Raw genomic sequence first — 16,163 nt, 5'->3', positions numbered from 1 at the left:
AGGGCCCGGCCGGTCAGGGCCCGGCCGACCGCCCGTCAGTGTGCCGGGATGACGCCGGTCAGCCACTCGAAGACGCCCGGCACCATGTCCTTCCACACGTCGCTGGAGTGCGGGCCGGTGGTCTCCACCACCTGCACCGTGGTGGGCGCCTTGGCGGCGCCGGCGATCGCCTGGCCGTCCTCGTAGCCGTCGCCCTTGTTGCCGGAGACGTACAGCGCGACCTTCGGCGGCTGGGCGGCGCCCTTCACGATGGCGACCGGGTTGTTGGCCTCGCGCAGCTTCGGGTCCTTGCCGACCAGCGAGTCCTTCTCGGTCGCCGGGTCGTTGTAGCCGGAGAGGCTGACACCGGCCCGGTAGCGGTTCGGGTGGGCCAGCGAGAGCTTGGCGGCGCAGTGGGCGCCTGCCGAGTAGCCCGCGATCGCCCAGCGGTCGGCGGACGGGTCGGCCCGGAAGTTGTCCAGGATCATCTGCGGCACGTCCCGGGTCAGCCAGGTGTCCGCGTTGACCTTGCCCGGTACGTCGGTGCAGCCGGCGTCGGTGTGGTTGCCCAGCAGCAGGGTGCGCGGCGAGACCAGGATGAACGGCGTCACCTTGCCCTGCTGCATCAGCGGCTTCAGCTGCTCGGAGACCTTGAGGGTGCCGTACCAGGTGGAGGAGGAGCCCGGGTAGCCGGGGATCAGCTCGACCACCGGGAACTTCTTGTCCTTGAACGCCGGGTCGTTGTACTGCGGCGGCAGCCAGACCAGCACCTCGCCGTCGACGCCGGACAGCTGGCCCTTGAGGTCGGTCTTCTGGACGTCGTTCGGCACCTTCGGGTCGTCCACGCCGCGGAAGGCCTGCTGGACCTTGTTGGCCGGCGGGTGGGCCGCGTCGCCCGCCGGCGCGGCGCCCCCGCCTCCCGCCGCCGGGCCCTGGCCGCCCGCGGCCGCGTCCTGCGGCGGGACGACGGGCACCGCCCGCACGTGGTTGCCGGTGCCGAGCAGGTCGTCCCAGTTGCCGTAGATCAGATTGGCGTTGTTGACCATGACGAATACCATGATCACCGCGGTGACCTGGCAGAACACGAGCATGGCGAGCCTCGACAGGACGCGCACCGGCTTGGGGCCCTTCACCCGGCCCCAGAACCACATCGCCACCGCGATGGAGACCGGCACGAGGATGACCGTGCAGATGAAGAATGGCGTACCTGTCAGTTGCATGAAGTTCTCGTATCCGGGTTCGAAGCCGCCCGGGCCCCACTCGCCCGGACCGCCACCTCAATGGCATCAGACGGCCGGGAACGGGGATCGGTTGCCGTCCAAATCTGTGCGGAACCTGAGAGGAACATCACGTTCACGCGAGGCTCCCCTTTTCGGGTCCGCCCCAGTCTGCCATCCTGGCGGGCTGGGTCCGGACGTCGCACCCAGCGAACTCCCAGGAATCGGCCCGCGGGGCACGATACCGTCCGGACGGATCGCGCCGCCGGGCGAGGCGGTGCGAACGCCCGTCCGCCGGGAGGTGAGACTATGGGCATGAGCACAACCCGCATGAGTCCCGTCCGCCGGCTGAGGCCCGCCGCCGCCGCGCTGGCCGTCCTGGCCCTCACGGTCGCCGTCGCCGGCTGCAGCAGCACCGGAGGCAGACGCGCCGAGGAGGCCCGCGCCAAGGCCGCGGCCGCCGCCGGAGGCGCCGTCACCACCCCGCGCTGGAAGGTCGCCATGGTGACCCACGCGGGCGCCGGCGACGCCTTCTGGGACACCGTGCGCAAGGGCGCCGAGCAGGCCGCCGCCAAGGACAACATCACCTTCCTGTACTCCAACGACGCGCAGACCCAGAACCAGGTCCAGCTCGTCCAGGCCGCCATCGACCAGAAGGTCGACGGCCTGCTGGTCACCCTCGCCAAGGGCGACGCGATGGCCGACGTGCTCGGCAAGGCCAAGGCCGCGGGCATCCCGGTCATCACCATCAACTCCGGCCAGGAGTTCTCCACGAAGTTCGGCGCGCTCACCCACATCGGCCAGGACGAGGCCACCGCCGGCCAGGCCGCCGGCGCCGAGCTGGCGAAGCGCGGCCGCAAGAACGTCCTGTGCGTGATCCACGAGCAGGGCAACGTCGGCCAGGAGCAGCGCTGCTCCGGCGCCCAGGGCGGCGCCGGCGGGGCCTTCCAGGTGCTGTACGTCGACGGCGTCAACATGCCCGACGCCCGGGCGGCGATCTCCGCCAAGCTCCAGGCCGACCAGGCGATCGACACCGTGCTCACCCTCTCCGGCCCGATGGCCGCCACCGGTCTGCAGGCGATCCAGGACGCCCGCCGACCGGTCGAGCTCGACACCTTCGACCTGGGCACCCAGGTGGTGGCCGGCCTCAAGGCGGGCACCGTCGGCTTCGCCGTCGACCAGCAGCCCTACCTCCAGGGCTACGAGGGCGTCGACCTGATCTGGCTCTACCGCTTCAACCTCAACATGCTCGGCGGCGGCAAGCCGGTGGCCACCGGCCCGCAGATCCTGACCAGGGAGAACGCGGACGCCCTCGCCGAGTACGTCGCGAGGGGGACCAGGTGAGCACCCCGCTGAGCACCACCGACGTCCTGGCCGCCGACCACCGGGAGCGCCCGTCCGCGCTGCGCCGGCTGGCCGGCCGGCCCGAGCTGGGCGCGCTGATCGCGGCCGTCGCGGTCTTCCTGGTCTTCTCCGCCGTCGCCGAGCCCTTCCTGCGGGTCTCCTCGCTGGGCACCGTGCTGTACGCGGCCTCCACCATCGGGATCATGGCTGTGCCGGTGGCGCTGCTGATGATCGGCGGCGAGTTCGACCTCTCGGCCGGCGTCCTGGTCACCACCGCCGCGCTGACCTCCTCGATGGTCTCCTACCAGCTCACCGCGGTGACCTGGGTGGGCGTGCTGGTCTCGCTGGCCGTCACGCTGGCGGTCGGCCTGTTCAACGGCTGGATGCTGTCCCGCACCCGGCTGCCGAGCTTCATCGTCACGCTCGGCACCTTCCTGATGCTGACCGGCGCCAATCTCGGCGTCACCAAGGCGGTCTCCGGCACCGTCTCCACCAAGCCGATCTCCGACATGGAGGGCTTCGCCACCTGCCGCTGGCTGTTCGCCTCCGAGGTGACCGTCGGGGGGCTGACGATCAAGGCCACCGTCTGGTGGTGGCTGGGCCTGCTGCTGGCCGGCAGCTGGGTGCTGCTGCGCACCCGCTTCGGCAACTGGATCTTCGCGGTCGGCGGGGACGCGGCCGCGGCCCGCGCGGTGGGCGTCCCGGTCGCCCGGACGAAGACCGTGCTCTACCTGTTCGTCGGCTTCGGCGCCTGGGTGCTCGGCCAGCACCTGCTGTTCTCCTTCGACACCGTGCAGTCCGGCGAGGGCGTCGGCAACGAGCTGATCTACATCGTCGCCGCCGTCATCGGCGGCTGCCTGATCACCGGCGGCTACGGCTCGGTGGTGGGCTCCGCGCTGGGCGCGCTGATCTTCGGCATGGTTAGCAAGGGCATCATCTACGCCCAGTGGAACCCCGACTGGTTCAAGTTCTTCCTGGGTGCGATGCTGCTGCTGGCCGCGCTGCTGAACTCCCTGGTCAAGCGCCGCGCCGAACGGGGGCCCCGATGACCTCGCCCACCGAACTGCTCGCGCTGAGCGGCGTCGGCAAGACCTACGGCACCGTGCGCGCCCTGGAGGACGTCTCGCTGACCCTGCGGGCCGGCGAGATCAGCTGCGTGCTCGGCGACAACGGCGCCGGCAAGTCCACCCTGATCAAGATCATCGCCGGGCTGCACCGGCACGACGAGGGCACCTTCGCGGTGGGCGGCGAGGAGGTCCGCTTCGACTCCCCGCGCCAGGCCCTGGACCGCGGCATCGCCACCGTCTACCAGGACCTCGCCGTGGTGCCGCTGATGCCCGTCTGGCGGAACTTCTTCCTCGGCTCCGAGCAGGGGCACAAGCGCTGGGGCGGGCTGCGGATCGACGCCGACGGCATGCGCGCCACCACCCGCCGGGCGCTCGCCGACATGGGCATCGACCTGCCCGACGTCGACCGCCCGATCGGCACCCTGTCCGGCGGCCAGCGTCAGTGCGTGGCGATCGCCCGCGCGGTGCACTTCGGCGCCAAGGTGCTGGTCCTGGACGAGCCGACCGCCGCGCTCGGCGTCAAGCAGTCCGGGGTGGTCCTCAAGTACGTCACGGCCGCGCGGGACGCCGGGCTCGGCGTCGTGCTGATCACCCACAACCCGCACCACGCGTACCTGGTCGGGGACCACTTCACCCTGCTCAAGCGGGGCCGGATGGCCGGCAGCCACCCCCGGGCGGAGATCGGGCTCGAACAGCTCACCACCGAGATGGCCGGCGGCTCCGACCTCGCCGAGCTCTCCCACGAGCTGTCCAGGACCGGCCCTCCCGGCCCCCAGGGCAGCCCCGCCGACCCGACCGCCGATCCCACCGAGGAGCGTCCGCAGCCGTGACCAGCCCCCACGCCGGCAACCGGCCGCCGGTCCTGCCCACCCTGCTCGGCCTCGGGCCGCGCGCCGAGCGCCGCCGCCGGGCGCTGCCCGCCGGCCTGCTGCGGCTGCCGACCATCGGCGTCGACATCGGCGGCACCAAGGTCGTCGCCGGCGTGGTCGACGGCGAGGGCAAGGTGCTGGAGAAGCTGCGCACCGACACGCCCCACAAGTCCAAGAGCCCCAAGGTCGTCGAGGACGTCATCGTCGAGCTGGTGCTGGAGCTGGCCGACCGGCACGACGTCCACGCGGTCGGCATCGGCGCGGCCGGCTGGGTCGACGCCGAGCGCTCCACCGTGCTCTTCGCCCCGCACCTCAACTGGCGCGGCGAGCCGCTGCGGGAGGCGCTCAGCGCCCGGCTGCGGTTCCCGGTGATCGTCGAGAACGACGCCAACGCCGCCGCCTGGGCCGAGTGGCGCTTCGGCGCCGGCCGGGGCGAGGACCACATGGTGATGCTCACCCTCGGCACCGGCATCGGCGGCGCCGTGGTCCGCGACGGCTTCGTGGACCGGGGCACCTACGGGCTGGCCGGCGAGTTCGGGCACATGCAGGTGGTGCCCGGCGGCCACCGCTGCCCGTGCGGCAACCGCGGCTGCTGGGAGCAGTACTCCTCCGGCAACGCGCTGGTGCGCGACGCCCGTGAACTGGTCGCCGAGGAGTCCCCGGTGGTCCAGCCGCTGCTGGCCCGGGCCGGCGGCACCGTCGAGGGCATCACCGGCCCGCTGGTCACCGAGGCCGCCCGGGACGGCGACCCGACCGCCACCGAGCTGCTCTACGAGGTCGGCACCTGGCTCGGGGTCGGCATCGCCAACCTGGCCGCCGCCCTCGACCCGGGCCGCTTCGTCATCGGCGGCGGCGTCTCCGAGGCCGGCGACCTGCTGCTCGGCCCGGCCCGCGACACCTTCCGCCGCACCCTCACCGGCCGCGGCTTCCGCCCCGAGGCGGCCATCGTGCACGCCGCGCTCGGCAACGAGGCCGGCCTGGTCGGCGCCGCGGACCTGGCCCGCCAGGTCGCCCGGCGCTTCCGCACCATCAAGCGCCGCCGGGTGGAGCGCGCCGTGCCGTGACCGCCCGGCCGTCGGCCGAACGGTTGCCCGCCGTCAACTACCCGTTGGTAGCCACGCGGCACTGTTGTCGGGGTCACGACTCCTGTGAAACAACGGAGTTGACGTCGACTCAGAGGAGTATCGGATGAGAGCACTGGCCCGCATCGCGCCGCCGCTCCTGCTCGCCACCGCCCTGGTGTGGTCCACCGTCGGACCCGCCGGGGCGGCGCCGCCGGCCAAGGTGCCCGAGGCGGTCGGCTGGGGCGGGGCGGTGGCCAGCGTGGACGCGGACGCCACGGCGGCCGGCATCGAGGTGCTGCGCAAGGGCGGCAACGCCGTGGACGCCGCGGTCGCGGTCGCCGCGGCGCTCGGGGTCACCGAGCCGTACTCGGCGGGCATCGGCGGCGGAGGCTACTTCGTCTACTACGACCACGCCACCGGCCGGGTGCACACCATCGACGGCCGGGAGACCGCCTCCCGCAAGGCCGACACCTCGCTCTTCCTGGAGGACGGCAAACCGCTGCCGTTCGCCGACGCGGTCACCAGCGGCCTGTCGGTCGGCGTGCCCGGCTCCCCGGCCACCTGGGAGACCGCCGTCGACCTCTGGGGGCGGCGCGGCTTCGCCGAGGCGCTCAAGCCCGCCCAGCGGATCGCCGAGCAGGGCTTCACCGTCGACCAGACCTTCCAGGACCAGACCGCGCTCAACCAGGCCCGGTTCAAGGACTTCCCCGACACCGCGAAGCTCTTCCTGCCCGGCGGCGCGCTCCCGGCCGTCGGCTCCACCTTCCGCAACCCCGATCTCGCCGCCACCTACCGCCAGCTCGGCAAGGAGGGCACCGGGGCGCTCTACCGCGGCGCGATCGGCGAGGACATCGTCCGCACCGTCCAGCGCCCGCCGGTCGACCCCGCCTCCGGCCGGACCGCCCGCCCGGGCCAGGTGGACGCCGCCGACCTGGCCGGCTACCGGGTCCGCCGCCAGCAGCCCACCCACGTCGCCTACCGGGACTACGACCTCTACTCGATCGCCCCCTCCAGCTCCGGCGGCACCACCGTCGGCGAGGCGCTCGGCATCCTGGAGGACGGCGAGGTCGCCGGCTACGACGCCACGCAGTACTACCACCACTTCCTGGAGGCCTCGCGGCTCTCCTTCGCCGACCGCAACCGCTGGGTCGGCGACCCGGCCTTCAACGACGTGCCGGTCAAGGAACTGCTGTCCGCGCGGTACGCGGCCTCCCGGGCCTGCCTGATCAGCCCCGACCGCGCGCTCACCAGCCCGGTCGCCCCCGGCGACCCGCGCCACCCGGCCGGCTGCCCGGACGCCGCCCCGGCGCCCGCCGCCGAGCCGTACGAGGGCCTGAGCACCAGCCACCTCACGGTCGCCGACCGCTGGGGCAACGTCGTCTCCTACACCCTGACCCTGGAGCAGACCGGCGGCAGCGGCATCACCGTCCCCGGCCGCGGCTTCCTGCTCAACAACGAGCTGACCGACTTCAACTTCACCCCGCTCTTCCCCGGGGTGCCCGACCCCAACCTGCCCGGCCCCGGCAAGCGTCCGCGCTCCTCGCTCTCGCCGACCATCGTGCTGCGCGACGGCGAGCCCGTGCTGGCGGCCGGCTCGCCCGGCGGCGCGACCATCATCACCACCACCCTGCAGGTCCTGCTCGGCCGCCTCGACCGCGGGCTGAGCCTGGCGCAGGCGATCGCCGCGCCGCGCGCCAGCCAGCGCAACACCGCCGCCACCCAGGCCGAGCCGGCCTTCCTGGCGCTGCCCGAACGGGCCCGGCTGGAGGCGCTCGGCCACGTGTTCGCGAGCACGCCGGAGATCGGCGCCGCGACCGGCGTCGAGCGGCTGCCGGACGGGCGCTGGGCCGCGGCCGCCGAACCGGTGCGCCGCGGCGGCGGCTCGGCGGCGGTGGTCCGGCCCGCGCCGTGAGGCCGGGCGGGACTGTCGGTGCCGTTCGGTAGATTCGGGGTGGGCGTCCTGACGGGCGCCCGCCCCACCGAACCGAACCGCCACCGGGAAGGCCGCCCGCCGTGACCGTCCGCATCGCCACCTGGAACATCAACTCCGTCACCGCGCGGCTGCCCAAGCTCCTCGAATGGCTGGAGAGCGCCAAGCCCGACGTGCTCTGCCTCCAGGAGCTCAAGTGCGCCGCCGACGCCTTCCCGTACGAGCCGGTGCGCGAGCTCGGCTACGAGACCGCCGCGCACGGCAACGGCCGCTGGAACGGCGTGGCGATCGTCTCCCGGATCGGCCTCGACGACGTCGTGCGCGACCTGCCCGAGCAGCCCGGCTACCTCGCCGACGACGCCCTGCTGCCCGACGTCGAGCCGCGCGCCGTCGCCGCCACCTGCGGCCCGGTCCGGGTCTGGTCGGTGTACGTGCCCAACGGCCGCGAGGTCGACCACGCCCACTACCGCTACAAGCTGGAGTGGCTGGAGGCGCTGCGCCGCGCCTCGCTGGAGGACGCGGCCGGCGAGCGCCCGTTCGCCGTCCTCGGCGACTTCAACATCGCGCCGAGCGACGAGGACGTCTTCGACGTGGCCGCCTTCGAGGGCCTCACCCACGTCACCCCCGCCGAGCGGGCCGCCCTCGCCGCCCTCGACGCGGCCGGGCTGCACGACGTGGTGCCGCGCCCGCTGAAGTACGACCGCCCCTACACCTACTGGGACTACCGCCAGCTGGCCTTCCCGAAGAACCGGGGCATGCGGATCGACCTCACCTACGCCAACAAGCCCTTCGTCGACGCCGTCACCGACAGCTACGTCGACCGCGAGGCGCGCAAGGGCAAGGGCACCTCGGACCACGCCCCGGTCGTGGTCGACCTGGACCTCTGACCTCCGACCTCCGACCGGTTCGCGGGTGACGCAGGGTCGCGGCCGCTCGCCCGAACGGGCCAGAGCGGTGGCCGGGCGTGGAGCGGGTGCCTACCGTCGGTGAGTGACCGGGTGCGGTTGTTCGATCACGTGGACGTCGGAGTCCCCGGCCGCGCCCGAGAGAATCCCGGAGGTTCCGGTATGCGCCCCACGCGTACGGCCGCCGCCGCCCTGATCGGCGCGACGCTGCTGACCGGCCTGACGGCCCCCCTCGCGCTGGCCAAGGACGGCGCCGCCTCGGTCAGCCCGTCCCAGGCCGCACCGGGCCAGACCGTGACGGTCACGGTCGCCTGTGAGAAGTCCGACAAGCCCACCGCCAAGACGATCACCGCCAGCTCGCCGGCCTTCGAGGGCGGCCCGGCCACCCTCACGCTCGGCTCGGACGGCAGGCACACCGGCTCCGCCCGGCTGGCGGACAAGTACGGCGGCGACAACAAGGTCGACGGGACCTGCCCGGACGGCGCGGCGTTCACCACCAGCGTCACGGTGACCACGGTCTCGGTCGCCGCCGGCTCCGGCGGCTCCGCGCCCTCGGGCATCGGCGGGTGGAGCCAGGCGGCCGGCGAGTGGGCGGGCTCGCTCGGGCAGTCCGGCGCGGGCGGCCAGCAGGCCGGCCCGCACGGCCCGGCGGACACCGGTCTGGGCGGCTCGATCGCGACCGACCCGGTGGAGCTGGCGGGCGGCGCGCTGCTGGTCACGGGGGCCGTCGGCGGATTCTGGCTGCTGCGGCGGCGTGCGGGCGCCGGGTCCGCCTGAGCGAACGCGCCCCGCGGGTGCGACCTGCGGAGCGCGCCCCGCGGGCGGGTGCCGCCGGACGGTGTGTCCGGCGGCACCTTCGCGCGGTCAGGGCGTGTCGTGGGCAGGGACCGTCGAGGCGTCCCGCGGCTCTTCCGCCCGGTCCGGCCGGTCGGCCCGGGCCGCCTCGCCCGCCCGGGCCTCCTCGGCCCCGGCGGCCCGCAGCGCGCCGGTCGCCAGCAGGTACTGCGCCAGGACGTACGTGGCCATGATCCAGAACTCGTGTCCCGGCAGCTCCCGCCACTTGGCCAGCCTGGTGGCGATCAGGGTGTCCGAGAGCAGGAACAGCGCCCCGCCCAGCCCCGCCCGCACACCCAGCCCGGCCGAGGTCACCGCCGTCGAGGCGAGCAGCAGGCTGTACCCGGCCACCGGGACCCGCAGGTCCCCGAGATCCGGCCAGAGCAGGGCCATCATCGACGCCCAGGCCGTCGCGTACGCCGCCGCGACCACCAGCGTCCGGCGCCGGTCGGTCAGCGCGCCCTGGCCGGCGAACATCGTCACGTAGCAGACGTGCGCCGCCGCGAACGAGCCCATTCCGGCCAGGAACGCCGCGTCCTGGTCGAACTGGAGCAGGACGTCCCCGCCCGCGCTCGCCAGCAGCGCCGGGGCCAGCAGCTTCGGCGCCCGCCGGCCGGCCGCGGCCGCACTCGCGACGCTGTGCGCGGCCAGCAGGGGCATCAGCGCCGGCTTGGTGGCGTGCCGCAGCGCGGGCGTGTCGCTCAGCAGCGCCCCCAGGTGGACCGCCGAGGTGGTGGCGAACCCGGCGAGCAGGCCGGAGGCCGAGCGCAGGCGGCCGCCGAGAACGGCGCGAGTGGTCGTACGGATGCTCATACGGCGGTGTCCTCCGGGTGGGTGGGGGAGCGGCTGGCGGGGCGGACGGCCCGTGCCGGGCACGATAGGGGAACCGCGGCGGGGCGTGGAAGAGATTGTTACCGGTGCGTAGACCCGGTGGGGCCACCGGGGTGACGTGCCGCCGGACCGGGCGGCCCCGGCGGCGGTTCGGTCGGGTGTGTTCCGCGCCGGTTCGCCGTCCGGCCGGATGTCGCCGCGCGCCGGGCGGCTGCCAGCGGGGGCCGCGCCCAGCGTCTAGTCTGGTCCCCGACATGGAGCAGCAGGAGTACGCGACCGGCGCCGCACGGACGGCCGGTGGCACGGCGGACGGGCGCACGGGCGGGGCGGGGCGGAGCGCCACCGTCGCCGTCGTCGCCGTACGCGAACCCGCCCGCGGCCCCGTACCCGGCGGCAGGGCCGGAGCTGACGCCCCGCAGGACGCCCCGTCGGACGCCTCGCAGGACGCCCCGCCGCCCGCCTCGCCGGGCGCCTCGCCGCCCGCCGACGCCGCGGGCGCGCCGTCCGAGGAGCTCTCGCCCGACCCCGGGCTGCTCCGGCTCGCGCGCTGGTTCGCCGAGGCCGACGCCGCGACCGCCGACGACCTCTGCGCCGCCTCCTTCGGCCTCTACCCGGCCCGTCACTTCGGCGCCCCCGCCGAACCGTCCGCCGCCGACCCCGCCGTCGGCGGGCCGCCCGGCACCGAGGTCAGCTGGTGGCACGGCCCCACCGCGCACACCCCCGCGCCGCTGCGCACCCGCGAACCGCGCACCGCCCCGGGCCTGCGCCGGGCCCGCCGCGACGCCGCCGCGCTGCCCGTCGTCCTCTCGGGCGCCAAGCCGGGCCGCCCCGGGCGGCACCGCAGGCCCGAACGCGCCCGGGGTGCCGCCGCCGTGGTGCCGCAGGACCGTTCCGCCGCCGCCACCGCCGCCGAACGCCGGATCGCCGCCCGGCTGCTCCTGGCCCACCCGCTGGTCACCGCCTCCGGACCGCACGCCGACGGCTTCCCGCTGATCCGCCGTCACCGCGACTGGCTCGCGGAGCGCTTCGACACCCTGCTCGGCTACCCCCTGGTGGTCGGCCCCTGGCACGCCCGCCTGCACAAGGCCGGCCCCGGCCCCGGCGCCGTCCGCCGCCTCGAACACCCCGCCACCGGCGCCCCGTTCACCCCCGGCGGCTACGCCCGGCTCGCCCTCGCCCTGGCCCTGCTGGTCGACGCGCCCGAACAGCTCCCGCTCGGGCGCCTGCTGACCGCGATGGACGCCGCCGAGCCCGCGCCCGCCGGACCGTCCGACCCGGCCGATCCGTCCGACCTCGCCATGGCGCTCGCCGTGCTCGTCGACTGGCAGGTGCTCGCCGACCTCCCGGCCGGTGCCGCGGTCGACCTCGCCGAGGCGTCCGCCGTCCTGACGGTCGACCGGGAACTCGCCCGCGCCGTCCCGGTCGGCCCGCCCGCTCTCGCCGACGACGCCGCCGACCTCGTCCGCCGCGCCGCCGAGGCCGAGCCCGGCACCGCCGTCCGCCGCCGCCTCGCCGAGACCCCGGCCGTCCTGGCCGCCGACCTCCCCGAGGACCAGCGCGCCTGGCTGCGCGAACACCGGCATTCCGGCCCCGCCGCGCTCGCCGACTTCCTCGGCCTGGAGGCGGAGCAGCGGGCCGAGGGCGTCGCCCTCCTCGACCCGGCGGAGGAGCTCACCGACCTCGCCCTGTCCGGCGCCGGGACGGCCGCCCAGGCGGCCCTGCTGCTGGTCGAGCGCCTGGTCGAGGAGGTCCGCCCGCTGCCGGGCGAGACCACCGGCGCCGACGTGCCCGTCCCGGACGCGCTGATAGACGGCGTGCTCGGCGACATCGCCGACGAGTACGGCCTCCCGGCCGGCTGGCACCGCGACTACCTCGCCGACCGCACCGCCTTGCGCCGAGACGCCCTCGACCTGCTCCGCAGCATGGGCCTGATCACCACCCGCCCCTCGGGCTGGCTCCTCCGCGCCCCCGCCGCCCGCTACGCCCCGGCCCCCGACCTCCTCCCCACCCCCGGCACCGGCCGCCACTCCCGCCCCAGCCCGGACATCACCGTCCCCACCCCCCGAGCCGGCCAGCCCGCCTGACCCGCCCATCGGCCGGAGTCGTGTCCCGGCTGCTGCTTCGCGGTGGGCCCGTGGTCGCGCGGCCGTGCGGGTCGTGCCCCGGACACCCCGTTCCTCCGCTCCTCCGCCGGCCGCTCGGCGGGCGCCTCGTCGGCTGAGGCGGCGCAGCGGGTCCGGCCGGGCGGGGAGCGGCGCCGGCGTCCGGGCGCCGGGGGCTACTTCTGCACGGTGGCCGTGGCGGTGGCGATGGTGCCGTGCTGGACGGTCTCCACGGTGGCGGCGACGCCGAGGGTGCCCAGGGCGATGGAGGCGAGGACGGCGGCGCTGGCGAGGAAACGGCGGTGGCGCTGGGGCATGGGGAAGCGCGGTTCCTGGAGGGTCGCCGAGAGGTTGGCGTTCATGGCACGGAGGGTTCCAGTCCGGTGTGAACGATCGCTACGTGCGGGTGAAGTCCGGATGGGGGACGGGCGTCGGTTTGGGCGATATGTGCAACGCCGCAGGTCGGACCCGTCAGGGGGTTCACTCGGTCGGGGGACGCCGGGTGCCCCGGCGGACGTCGGCCATGGCCTCGCCGACGGCGACCCGGACGGCGTCCCGCAGGCCGTGGGTGGGCTGGAAGCGGGACGGCCCGGCGGACGGGTCGGCGCGCAGTTCCTTCACCAGGGCGACGCACAGCAGCAGCATCACCGCGACGAACGGCAGCGCGACCAGGATGGTGGCGTTCTGCAGCGCGGTGAGCCCGCCGGCCAGCAGCAGCGCGGCCGCGACGCCGCCCATCAGCACGCCCCAGACCACCACCAGCCAGGTGCGCGGGTGCAGCGAGCCGCGGCTGGAGAGCGAGCCGAGGACGAGCGAGGCGGAGTCGGCGCTGGTGATGAAGAAGGTCATCACCAGCAGCACCGCGATCACGCTGGTCACCGCGCCACCGGGGAGCGCGCGCAGCATCTCGAAGAGCGAGGCCTCGGCGCCCTGCGGGATGGTCGCCACGAGGTCGGCGTCGCCGGTGGTGTCCAGCCGGATCGCGGTGCCGCCCATCACGCAGAACCAGATGACGGTGGCCCCGCTGGGTACCAGCAGCACGCCGAGCAGGAACTGCCGCACGGTGCGGCCGCGCGAGATCCGGGCGATGAAGGTGCCGACGAACGGGGCCCAGGAGAGCCACCAGGCCCAGTAGAAGATGGTCCAGGTGCCGAGCCAGTTCTCGTCGGTGAAGGCGCCGGTCTGGCTGGACATGGTGAGCAGGTTGGAGAAGTAGCCGCCGACGGTCGAGGGGATGGTGTCCAGCGCGAACACGGTCGGGCCGACGAGGAAGACGAAGACCATGATCAGCGAGGCCAGGACGACGTTCGCGGTGGAGAGCCACTTGACGCCCCGGTGCACGCCGGAGAAGGCGGAGAGCACGAAGGCGGCGGTCAGCGCGCCGATGATCACCAGCTGGGTGCGCTCGCTGTTGCTGATGTCGGTGACGTAGCCGAGGCCGTCGGCCACCTGGAGCGCCCCGAGGCCGAGGCTGGTGGCGGAGCCGAAGACGGTCGCGAACACGGCGAGCAGGTCGATCGCCTGGCCCTTCCAGCCGTTGGCGCCGCGTTCGCCGATCAGCGGGACGAACGCGGCGGAGATCCGGTTGCCCCGGCCCTTGCGGAAGGTGGTGTAGGCGAGCGCGAGGCCGCCGACGGCGTAGATCGCCCAGGGGTGCAGGGTCCAGTGGAAGAGCGAGAACTCCAGGGCCTGCTGGGCGGCGGCCGCGGACTCGGGTTCGAGGCCGGAGCCGGGCTGCGGGGCGGCGAACAGCTGGAGCGGCTCGCCGACGCCGTAGAACATCAGGCCGATGCCCATGCCCGCGCTGAACATCATGGCGACCCAGGCGGTGGTGGAGAACTCCGGTTCGTCGTCGTCGCGCCCGAGCCGGATCCGGCCGAACCGGCTGAAGGCGAGCAGCACGGTGAGGACGAGGAAGACGTCGGCGGCGACGACGAAGAGCCAGCCGAAGTTGTGCAGGACCCAGCCGAGGGCGGTGCTGGAGGTCCGGCCGAGGGAGTCCTCGGCGAAGACGCCCCAGGCGACGACCCCGAGCACCGCGACGGCGCCGACCCCGAACACGATCCGGTCGGCGGGGAGGGTGGCCGCGGGTTCGTCCGGCGGCTCGGTCGGCTGACTGGTCATGGGCTACCTCTCGCGGCGAACTGGCGGGCCGGCGGCGTGCAGGCGTCGACGACATGATCGGAATAGGGATACATGTCGTACTATGTCCAGTTCCCGCCGGGAGAGGCGGCAGGGCACGCCGGGGAGGCGCGACCTGGGGCGGCGTCAGGCGGCCACGTACGGGCAGGACGGCGGCACGGCGGCGTCCAGGTACCCGGCCAGGGCCCGCCGGCTGCGGGTCAGCTCGGCGATGCGCCCGTCGAGCTCGGCCAGTTCGTCCTGGAGGGTGCCGACCAGGTCCGGGCAGGCCATCAGAGCGGGGATCGGCCCGCTCGCGCAGGGGAGGATCTGCGCGATCACCCGGGTGGACAGGCCCGCCGCGAGCAGGCTGCGGATCTGGCGGACCCGGACGGTGTCGCCCTCGCCGTACTCGCGGTAGCCGCCGGCCGAGCGGGTGGGTTCGAGCAGGCTCTGCTCCTCGTAGTACCGCAGCAGGCGGGTGGACACCCCGGTCAGGCGGGATAGTTCTCCGATGCGCATGATCGGGCAACGTCCCCGCCCGGCGGGGTGTTCCCTCCCCGGGGCCGCCCGGCTGGCGGACCGTCAGATCCGGCCGGTGGTGGCCGGTTCGGCGGCGGGGTCCGCCAGGAAGCCCAGCAGCAGGTCCCGCAGCTCCGGCAGCCGCTCCACCACCGGCAGATGGCCGGCCGTCAGCTCGGCCAGCCGGGCGCCGGGGATGCCCCGCGCCAGCGCGCGGTGCTGCTCCGGCGGCACCAGGCCGTCCTCGGTGGCGGAGACGACCAGGGTCGGCACGGCGACGCGGGCCAGCTCGGCGCGGACGTCGGCGCGGCCGGCCAGGTCGAACTGCCAGCGGAGGCCGGCCGGCACCGGTGCGGCGGCCATGGCGGCGCGCAGCCCGGCGAACTCCTCCTCGGACAGTGCCTCCACCCAGCTGGGGCCGAAGCCGACGGCCAGCGAGTGGCCGGCCAGCAGCGCGGGGTGGGCCGCGAGGGCGATGGTCTGGTCGGCGAGCAGCCGCAGTCGCCGCGAGCCGCCGGCCACCCCGGCGAGCAGCAGCAGCGAGCGGACCCGGCCGGGGTGGCGGGTGGCGATCCGGACGGCGACGGCGGCGCCGAGCGAGTAGCCGACGAGGTCGAAGTCGGCGAGGCCTTCCGCGTCGGCGGCGGCGAGCAGGCGGTCGGCCAGTTCGTCGAGCGAGTGCGCCGCGCCGGGCTCGTCGGGGCTGTCGCCGGAGCCCGGGTAGTCGGGGGCGACGACGGTGCGGTGGGCGGCGAGGTCGTCGAGCAGGGGGCCCCAGTTGTCGTGGACGCTGCCGCCCGCGCCGTGGGCGAGCAGCAGCCCCGGGCCGCTGCCCCGGACGGTCCGGGCGAGAGGGGGGAGAGGGGTGAAGGGGGCGGGGGACGCGGTCATGGCGGTGCTCCTGTTCGGGCGCTGCGGAGGTCGGGCGGGTCGGCCCGTTTGCGCACGGTAGGAGGTGACACCGATGAGAAGGTCAAGCCCCCGGAGCCCCGCGATCGCCTGACGCGGCGCCGGTGGTGGGCCTATGATCCCCACGTGACCGGGGGACTCCGCGCCGTGACGCCCGCCGGGCGGCCCGCGGCTGTGACGGGCGCCGCCCGGACCCGCCGTGTCCCGCCGCTCCGTGGCCGCTGTCGCTGTTGCCGTCACTCGCGCTGAGCCCGTACCGCCTGCTCGCGGCCGCTCGCCCGCCATGACCGTGATCCCTCACCGAACGGGAGTGTGCCCATGTCCGCCCCAACCCCCTCGGAATCCGCCTACGACCGGCTCCGCCGCCGTCAGTGGCTGGTCGGCGAGGCCCGTGCCGACGGCGTCGAGCGCCGTGACCTGCTGCGCCTGCTCGCCGCCGCCGGAGTCGTCACCCCGGTCGCGGGTGCGC

14 protein-coding genes are annotated in these 16,163 nt (G+C 74.9%); 8 read left to right on the top strand and 6 right to left on the bottom strand.

The annotated features are described in order from the left end of the window. Positions 1 to 35 precede the first annotated feature (35 nt). Positions 36 to 1,199, bottom strand: a complete 1,164-nt coding sequence (locus ACFVFS_RS03225; RefSeq protein WP_380619481.1) for an alpha/beta hydrolase — start codon at positions 1,197 to 1,199, stop codon at positions 36 to 38. Between the two features lie 327 nt (positions 1,200 to 1,526). Between ACFVFS_RS03225 and ACFVFS_RS03220 the strand changes: the two genes are divergently transcribed. The 7 genes from ACFVFS_RS03220 (at position 1,527) to ACFVFS_RS03190 (ending at position 9,152) form a co-directional block, all read left to right on the top strand. Then, complete coding sequence (locus ACFVFS_RS03220) at positions 1,527 to 2,540, top strand: substrate-binding domain-containing protein (RefSeq protein WP_380619791.1); 1,014 nt, start codon at positions 1,527 to 1,529, stop codon at positions 2,538 to 2,540. Further along, a complete protein-coding gene (locus tag ACFVFS_RS03215) occupies positions 2,537 to 3,589 on the top strand; it encodes an ABC transporter permease (protein ID WP_380619479.1) in 1,053 nt (350 codons plus the stop codon). Before ACFVFS_RS03220 ends, ACFVFS_RS03215 begins: the two co-directional genes overlap by 4 nt. Beyond that, entirely contained in the window at positions 3,586 to 4,437 is an 852-nt protein-coding gene (locus ACFVFS_RS03210) for an ATP-binding cassette domain-containing protein (RefSeq protein WP_380619477.1), read from the top strand. The genes ACFVFS_RS03215 and ACFVFS_RS03210 overlap by 4 nt, the downstream gene beginning before the upstream one ends. Next, positions 4,434 to 5,540 (top strand): ROK family glucokinase, encoded by a 1,107-nt coding sequence (locus ACFVFS_RS03205; protein WP_380619475.1) that lies wholly within the window; start codon positions 4,434 to 4,436, stop codon positions 5,538 to 5,540. The genes ACFVFS_RS03210 and ACFVFS_RS03205 overlap by 4 nt, the downstream gene beginning before the upstream one ends. Positions 5,541 to 5,664: 124 nt before the next feature. Beyond that, a complete protein-coding gene (ggt, locus tag ACFVFS_RS03200; protein ID WP_380619473.1) occupies positions 5,665 to 7,452 on the top strand; it encodes a gamma-glutamyltransferase in 1,788 nt (595 codons plus the stop codon). 101 nt (positions 7,453 to 7,553) lie between these two features. Continuing rightward, the gene (locus ACFVFS_RS03195; RefSeq protein WP_380619471.1) at positions 7,554 to 8,357 is read left to right on the top strand and encodes an exodeoxyribonuclease III; all 804 of its coding nucleotides are present in this window, start codon (positions 7,554 to 7,556) and stop codon (positions 8,355 to 8,357) included. A 180-nt stretch (positions 8,358 to 8,537) separates the two neighbouring features. Next, positions 8,538 to 9,152, top strand: coding sequence for a hypothetical protein (locus ACFVFS_RS03190; RefSeq protein WP_380619469.1), 615 nt, complete (start codon positions 8,538 to 8,540; stop codon positions 9,150 to 9,152). A gap of 87 nt (positions 9,153 to 9,239) precedes the next feature. Here the strand turns inward: ACFVFS_RS03190 and ACFVFS_RS03185 are convergent, their stop codons facing one another. Continuing rightward, positions 9,240 to 10,022, bottom strand: a complete 783-nt coding sequence (locus ACFVFS_RS03185) for a lysoplasmalogenase (RefSeq protein ID WP_380619467.1) — start codon at positions 10,020 to 10,022, stop codon at positions 9,240 to 9,242. A 272-nt stretch (positions 10,023 to 10,294) separates the two neighbouring features. Here ACFVFS_RS03185 and ACFVFS_RS03180 point away from each other — a divergent pair, with 272 nt between their 5' ends. Then, the gene (locus ACFVFS_RS03180) at positions 10,295 to 12,124 is read left to right on the top strand and encodes a DUF2398 family protein (protein WP_380619465.1); all 1,830 of its coding nucleotides are present in this window, start codon (positions 10,295 to 10,297) and stop codon (positions 12,122 to 12,124) included. A 194-nt stretch (positions 12,125 to 12,318) separates the two neighbouring features. On the opposite strand, the gene ACFVFS_RS03175 is transcribed toward ACFVFS_RS03180, so the two are convergent. From ACFVFS_RS03175 to ACFVFS_RS03160, 4 genes are all read right to left on the bottom strand, one after another. Continuing rightward, positions 12,319 to 12,504, bottom strand: a complete 186-nt coding sequence (locus ACFVFS_RS03175; protein WP_380619463.1) for a hypothetical protein — start codon at positions 12,502 to 12,504, stop codon at positions 12,319 to 12,321. Between the two features lie 118 nt (positions 12,505 to 12,622). Then, a complete protein-coding gene (locus ACFVFS_RS03170; protein WP_380619461.1) occupies positions 12,623 to 14,266 on the bottom strand; it encodes a BCCT family transporter in 1,644 nt (547 codons plus the stop codon). 144 nt (positions 14,267 to 14,410) lie between these two features. Continuing rightward, a complete protein-coding gene (locus ACFVFS_RS03165) occupies positions 14,411 to 14,785 on the bottom strand; it encodes a MerR family transcriptional regulator (protein WP_380619459.1) in 375 nt (124 codons plus the stop codon). 63 nt (positions 14,786 to 14,848) lie between these two features. Then, complete coding sequence (locus ACFVFS_RS03160) at positions 14,849 to 15,676, bottom strand: alpha/beta fold hydrolase (protein ID WP_380619457.1); 828 nt, start codon at positions 15,674 to 15,676, stop codon at positions 14,849 to 14,851. Between the last annotated feature and the right edge of the window lie 487 nt (positions 15,677 to 16,163).

Source organism: Kitasatospora sp. NPDC057692, assembly GCF_042799475.1.
In the GTDB taxonomy this organism is placed as follows: domain Bacteria; phylum Actinomycetota; class Actinomycetes; order Streptomycetales; family Streptomycetaceae; genus Kitasatospora.
This window is presented reverse-complemented; position numbering and strand designations above follow the sequence as displayed.

Excerpts from the sequence above, each read along its gene's own strand:
- ACFVFS_RS03220 (WP_380619791.1), top strand. The coding sequence starts at position 1,527 with ATGAGTCCCGTCCGCCGGCTGAGGCCCGCCGCCGCCGCGCTGGCCGTC.
- ACFVFS_RS03190 (WP_380619469.1), top strand. The coding sequence starts at position 8,538 with ATGCGCCCCACGCGTACGGCCGCCGCCGCCCTGATCGGCGCGACGCTG.
- ACFVFS_RS03185 (WP_380619467.1), bottom strand. The coding sequence starts at position 10,022 with ATGAGCATCCGTACGACCACTCGCGCCGTTCTCGGCGGCCGCCTGCGC.
- ACFVFS_RS03210 (WP_380619477.1), top strand. The coding sequence starts at position 3,586 with ATGACCTCGCCCACCGAACTGCTCGCGCTGAGCGGCGTCGGCAAGACC.
- ACFVFS_RS03165 (WP_380619459.1), bottom strand. The coding sequence starts at position 14,785 with ATGCGCATCGGAGAACTATCCCGCCTGACCGGGGTGTCCACCCGCCTG.
- ACFVFS_RS03160 (WP_380619457.1), bottom strand. The coding sequence starts at position 15,676 with ATGACCGCGTCCCCCGCCCCCTTCACCCCTCTCCCCCCTCTCGCCCGG.
- ACFVFS_RS03170 (WP_380619461.1), bottom strand. The coding sequence starts at position 14,266 with ATGACCAGTCAGCCGACCGAGCCGCCGGACGAACCCGCGGCCACCCTC.
- ACFVFS_RS03225 (WP_380619481.1), bottom strand. The coding sequence starts at position 1,199 with ATGCAACTGACAGGTACGCCATTCTTCATCTGCACGGTCATCCTCGTG.
- ACFVFS_RS03180 (WP_380619465.1), top strand. The coding sequence starts at position 10,295 with ATGGAGCAGCAGGAGTACGCGACCGGCGCCGCACGGACGGCCGGTGGC.
- ggt (WP_380619473.1), top strand. The coding sequence starts at position 5,665 with ATGAGAGCACTGGCCCGCATCGCGCCGCCGCTCCTGCTCGCCACCGCC.
- ACFVFS_RS03175 (WP_380619463.1), bottom strand. The coding sequence starts at position 12,504 with ATGAACGCCAACCTCTCGGCGACCCTCCAGGAACCGCGCTTCCCCATG.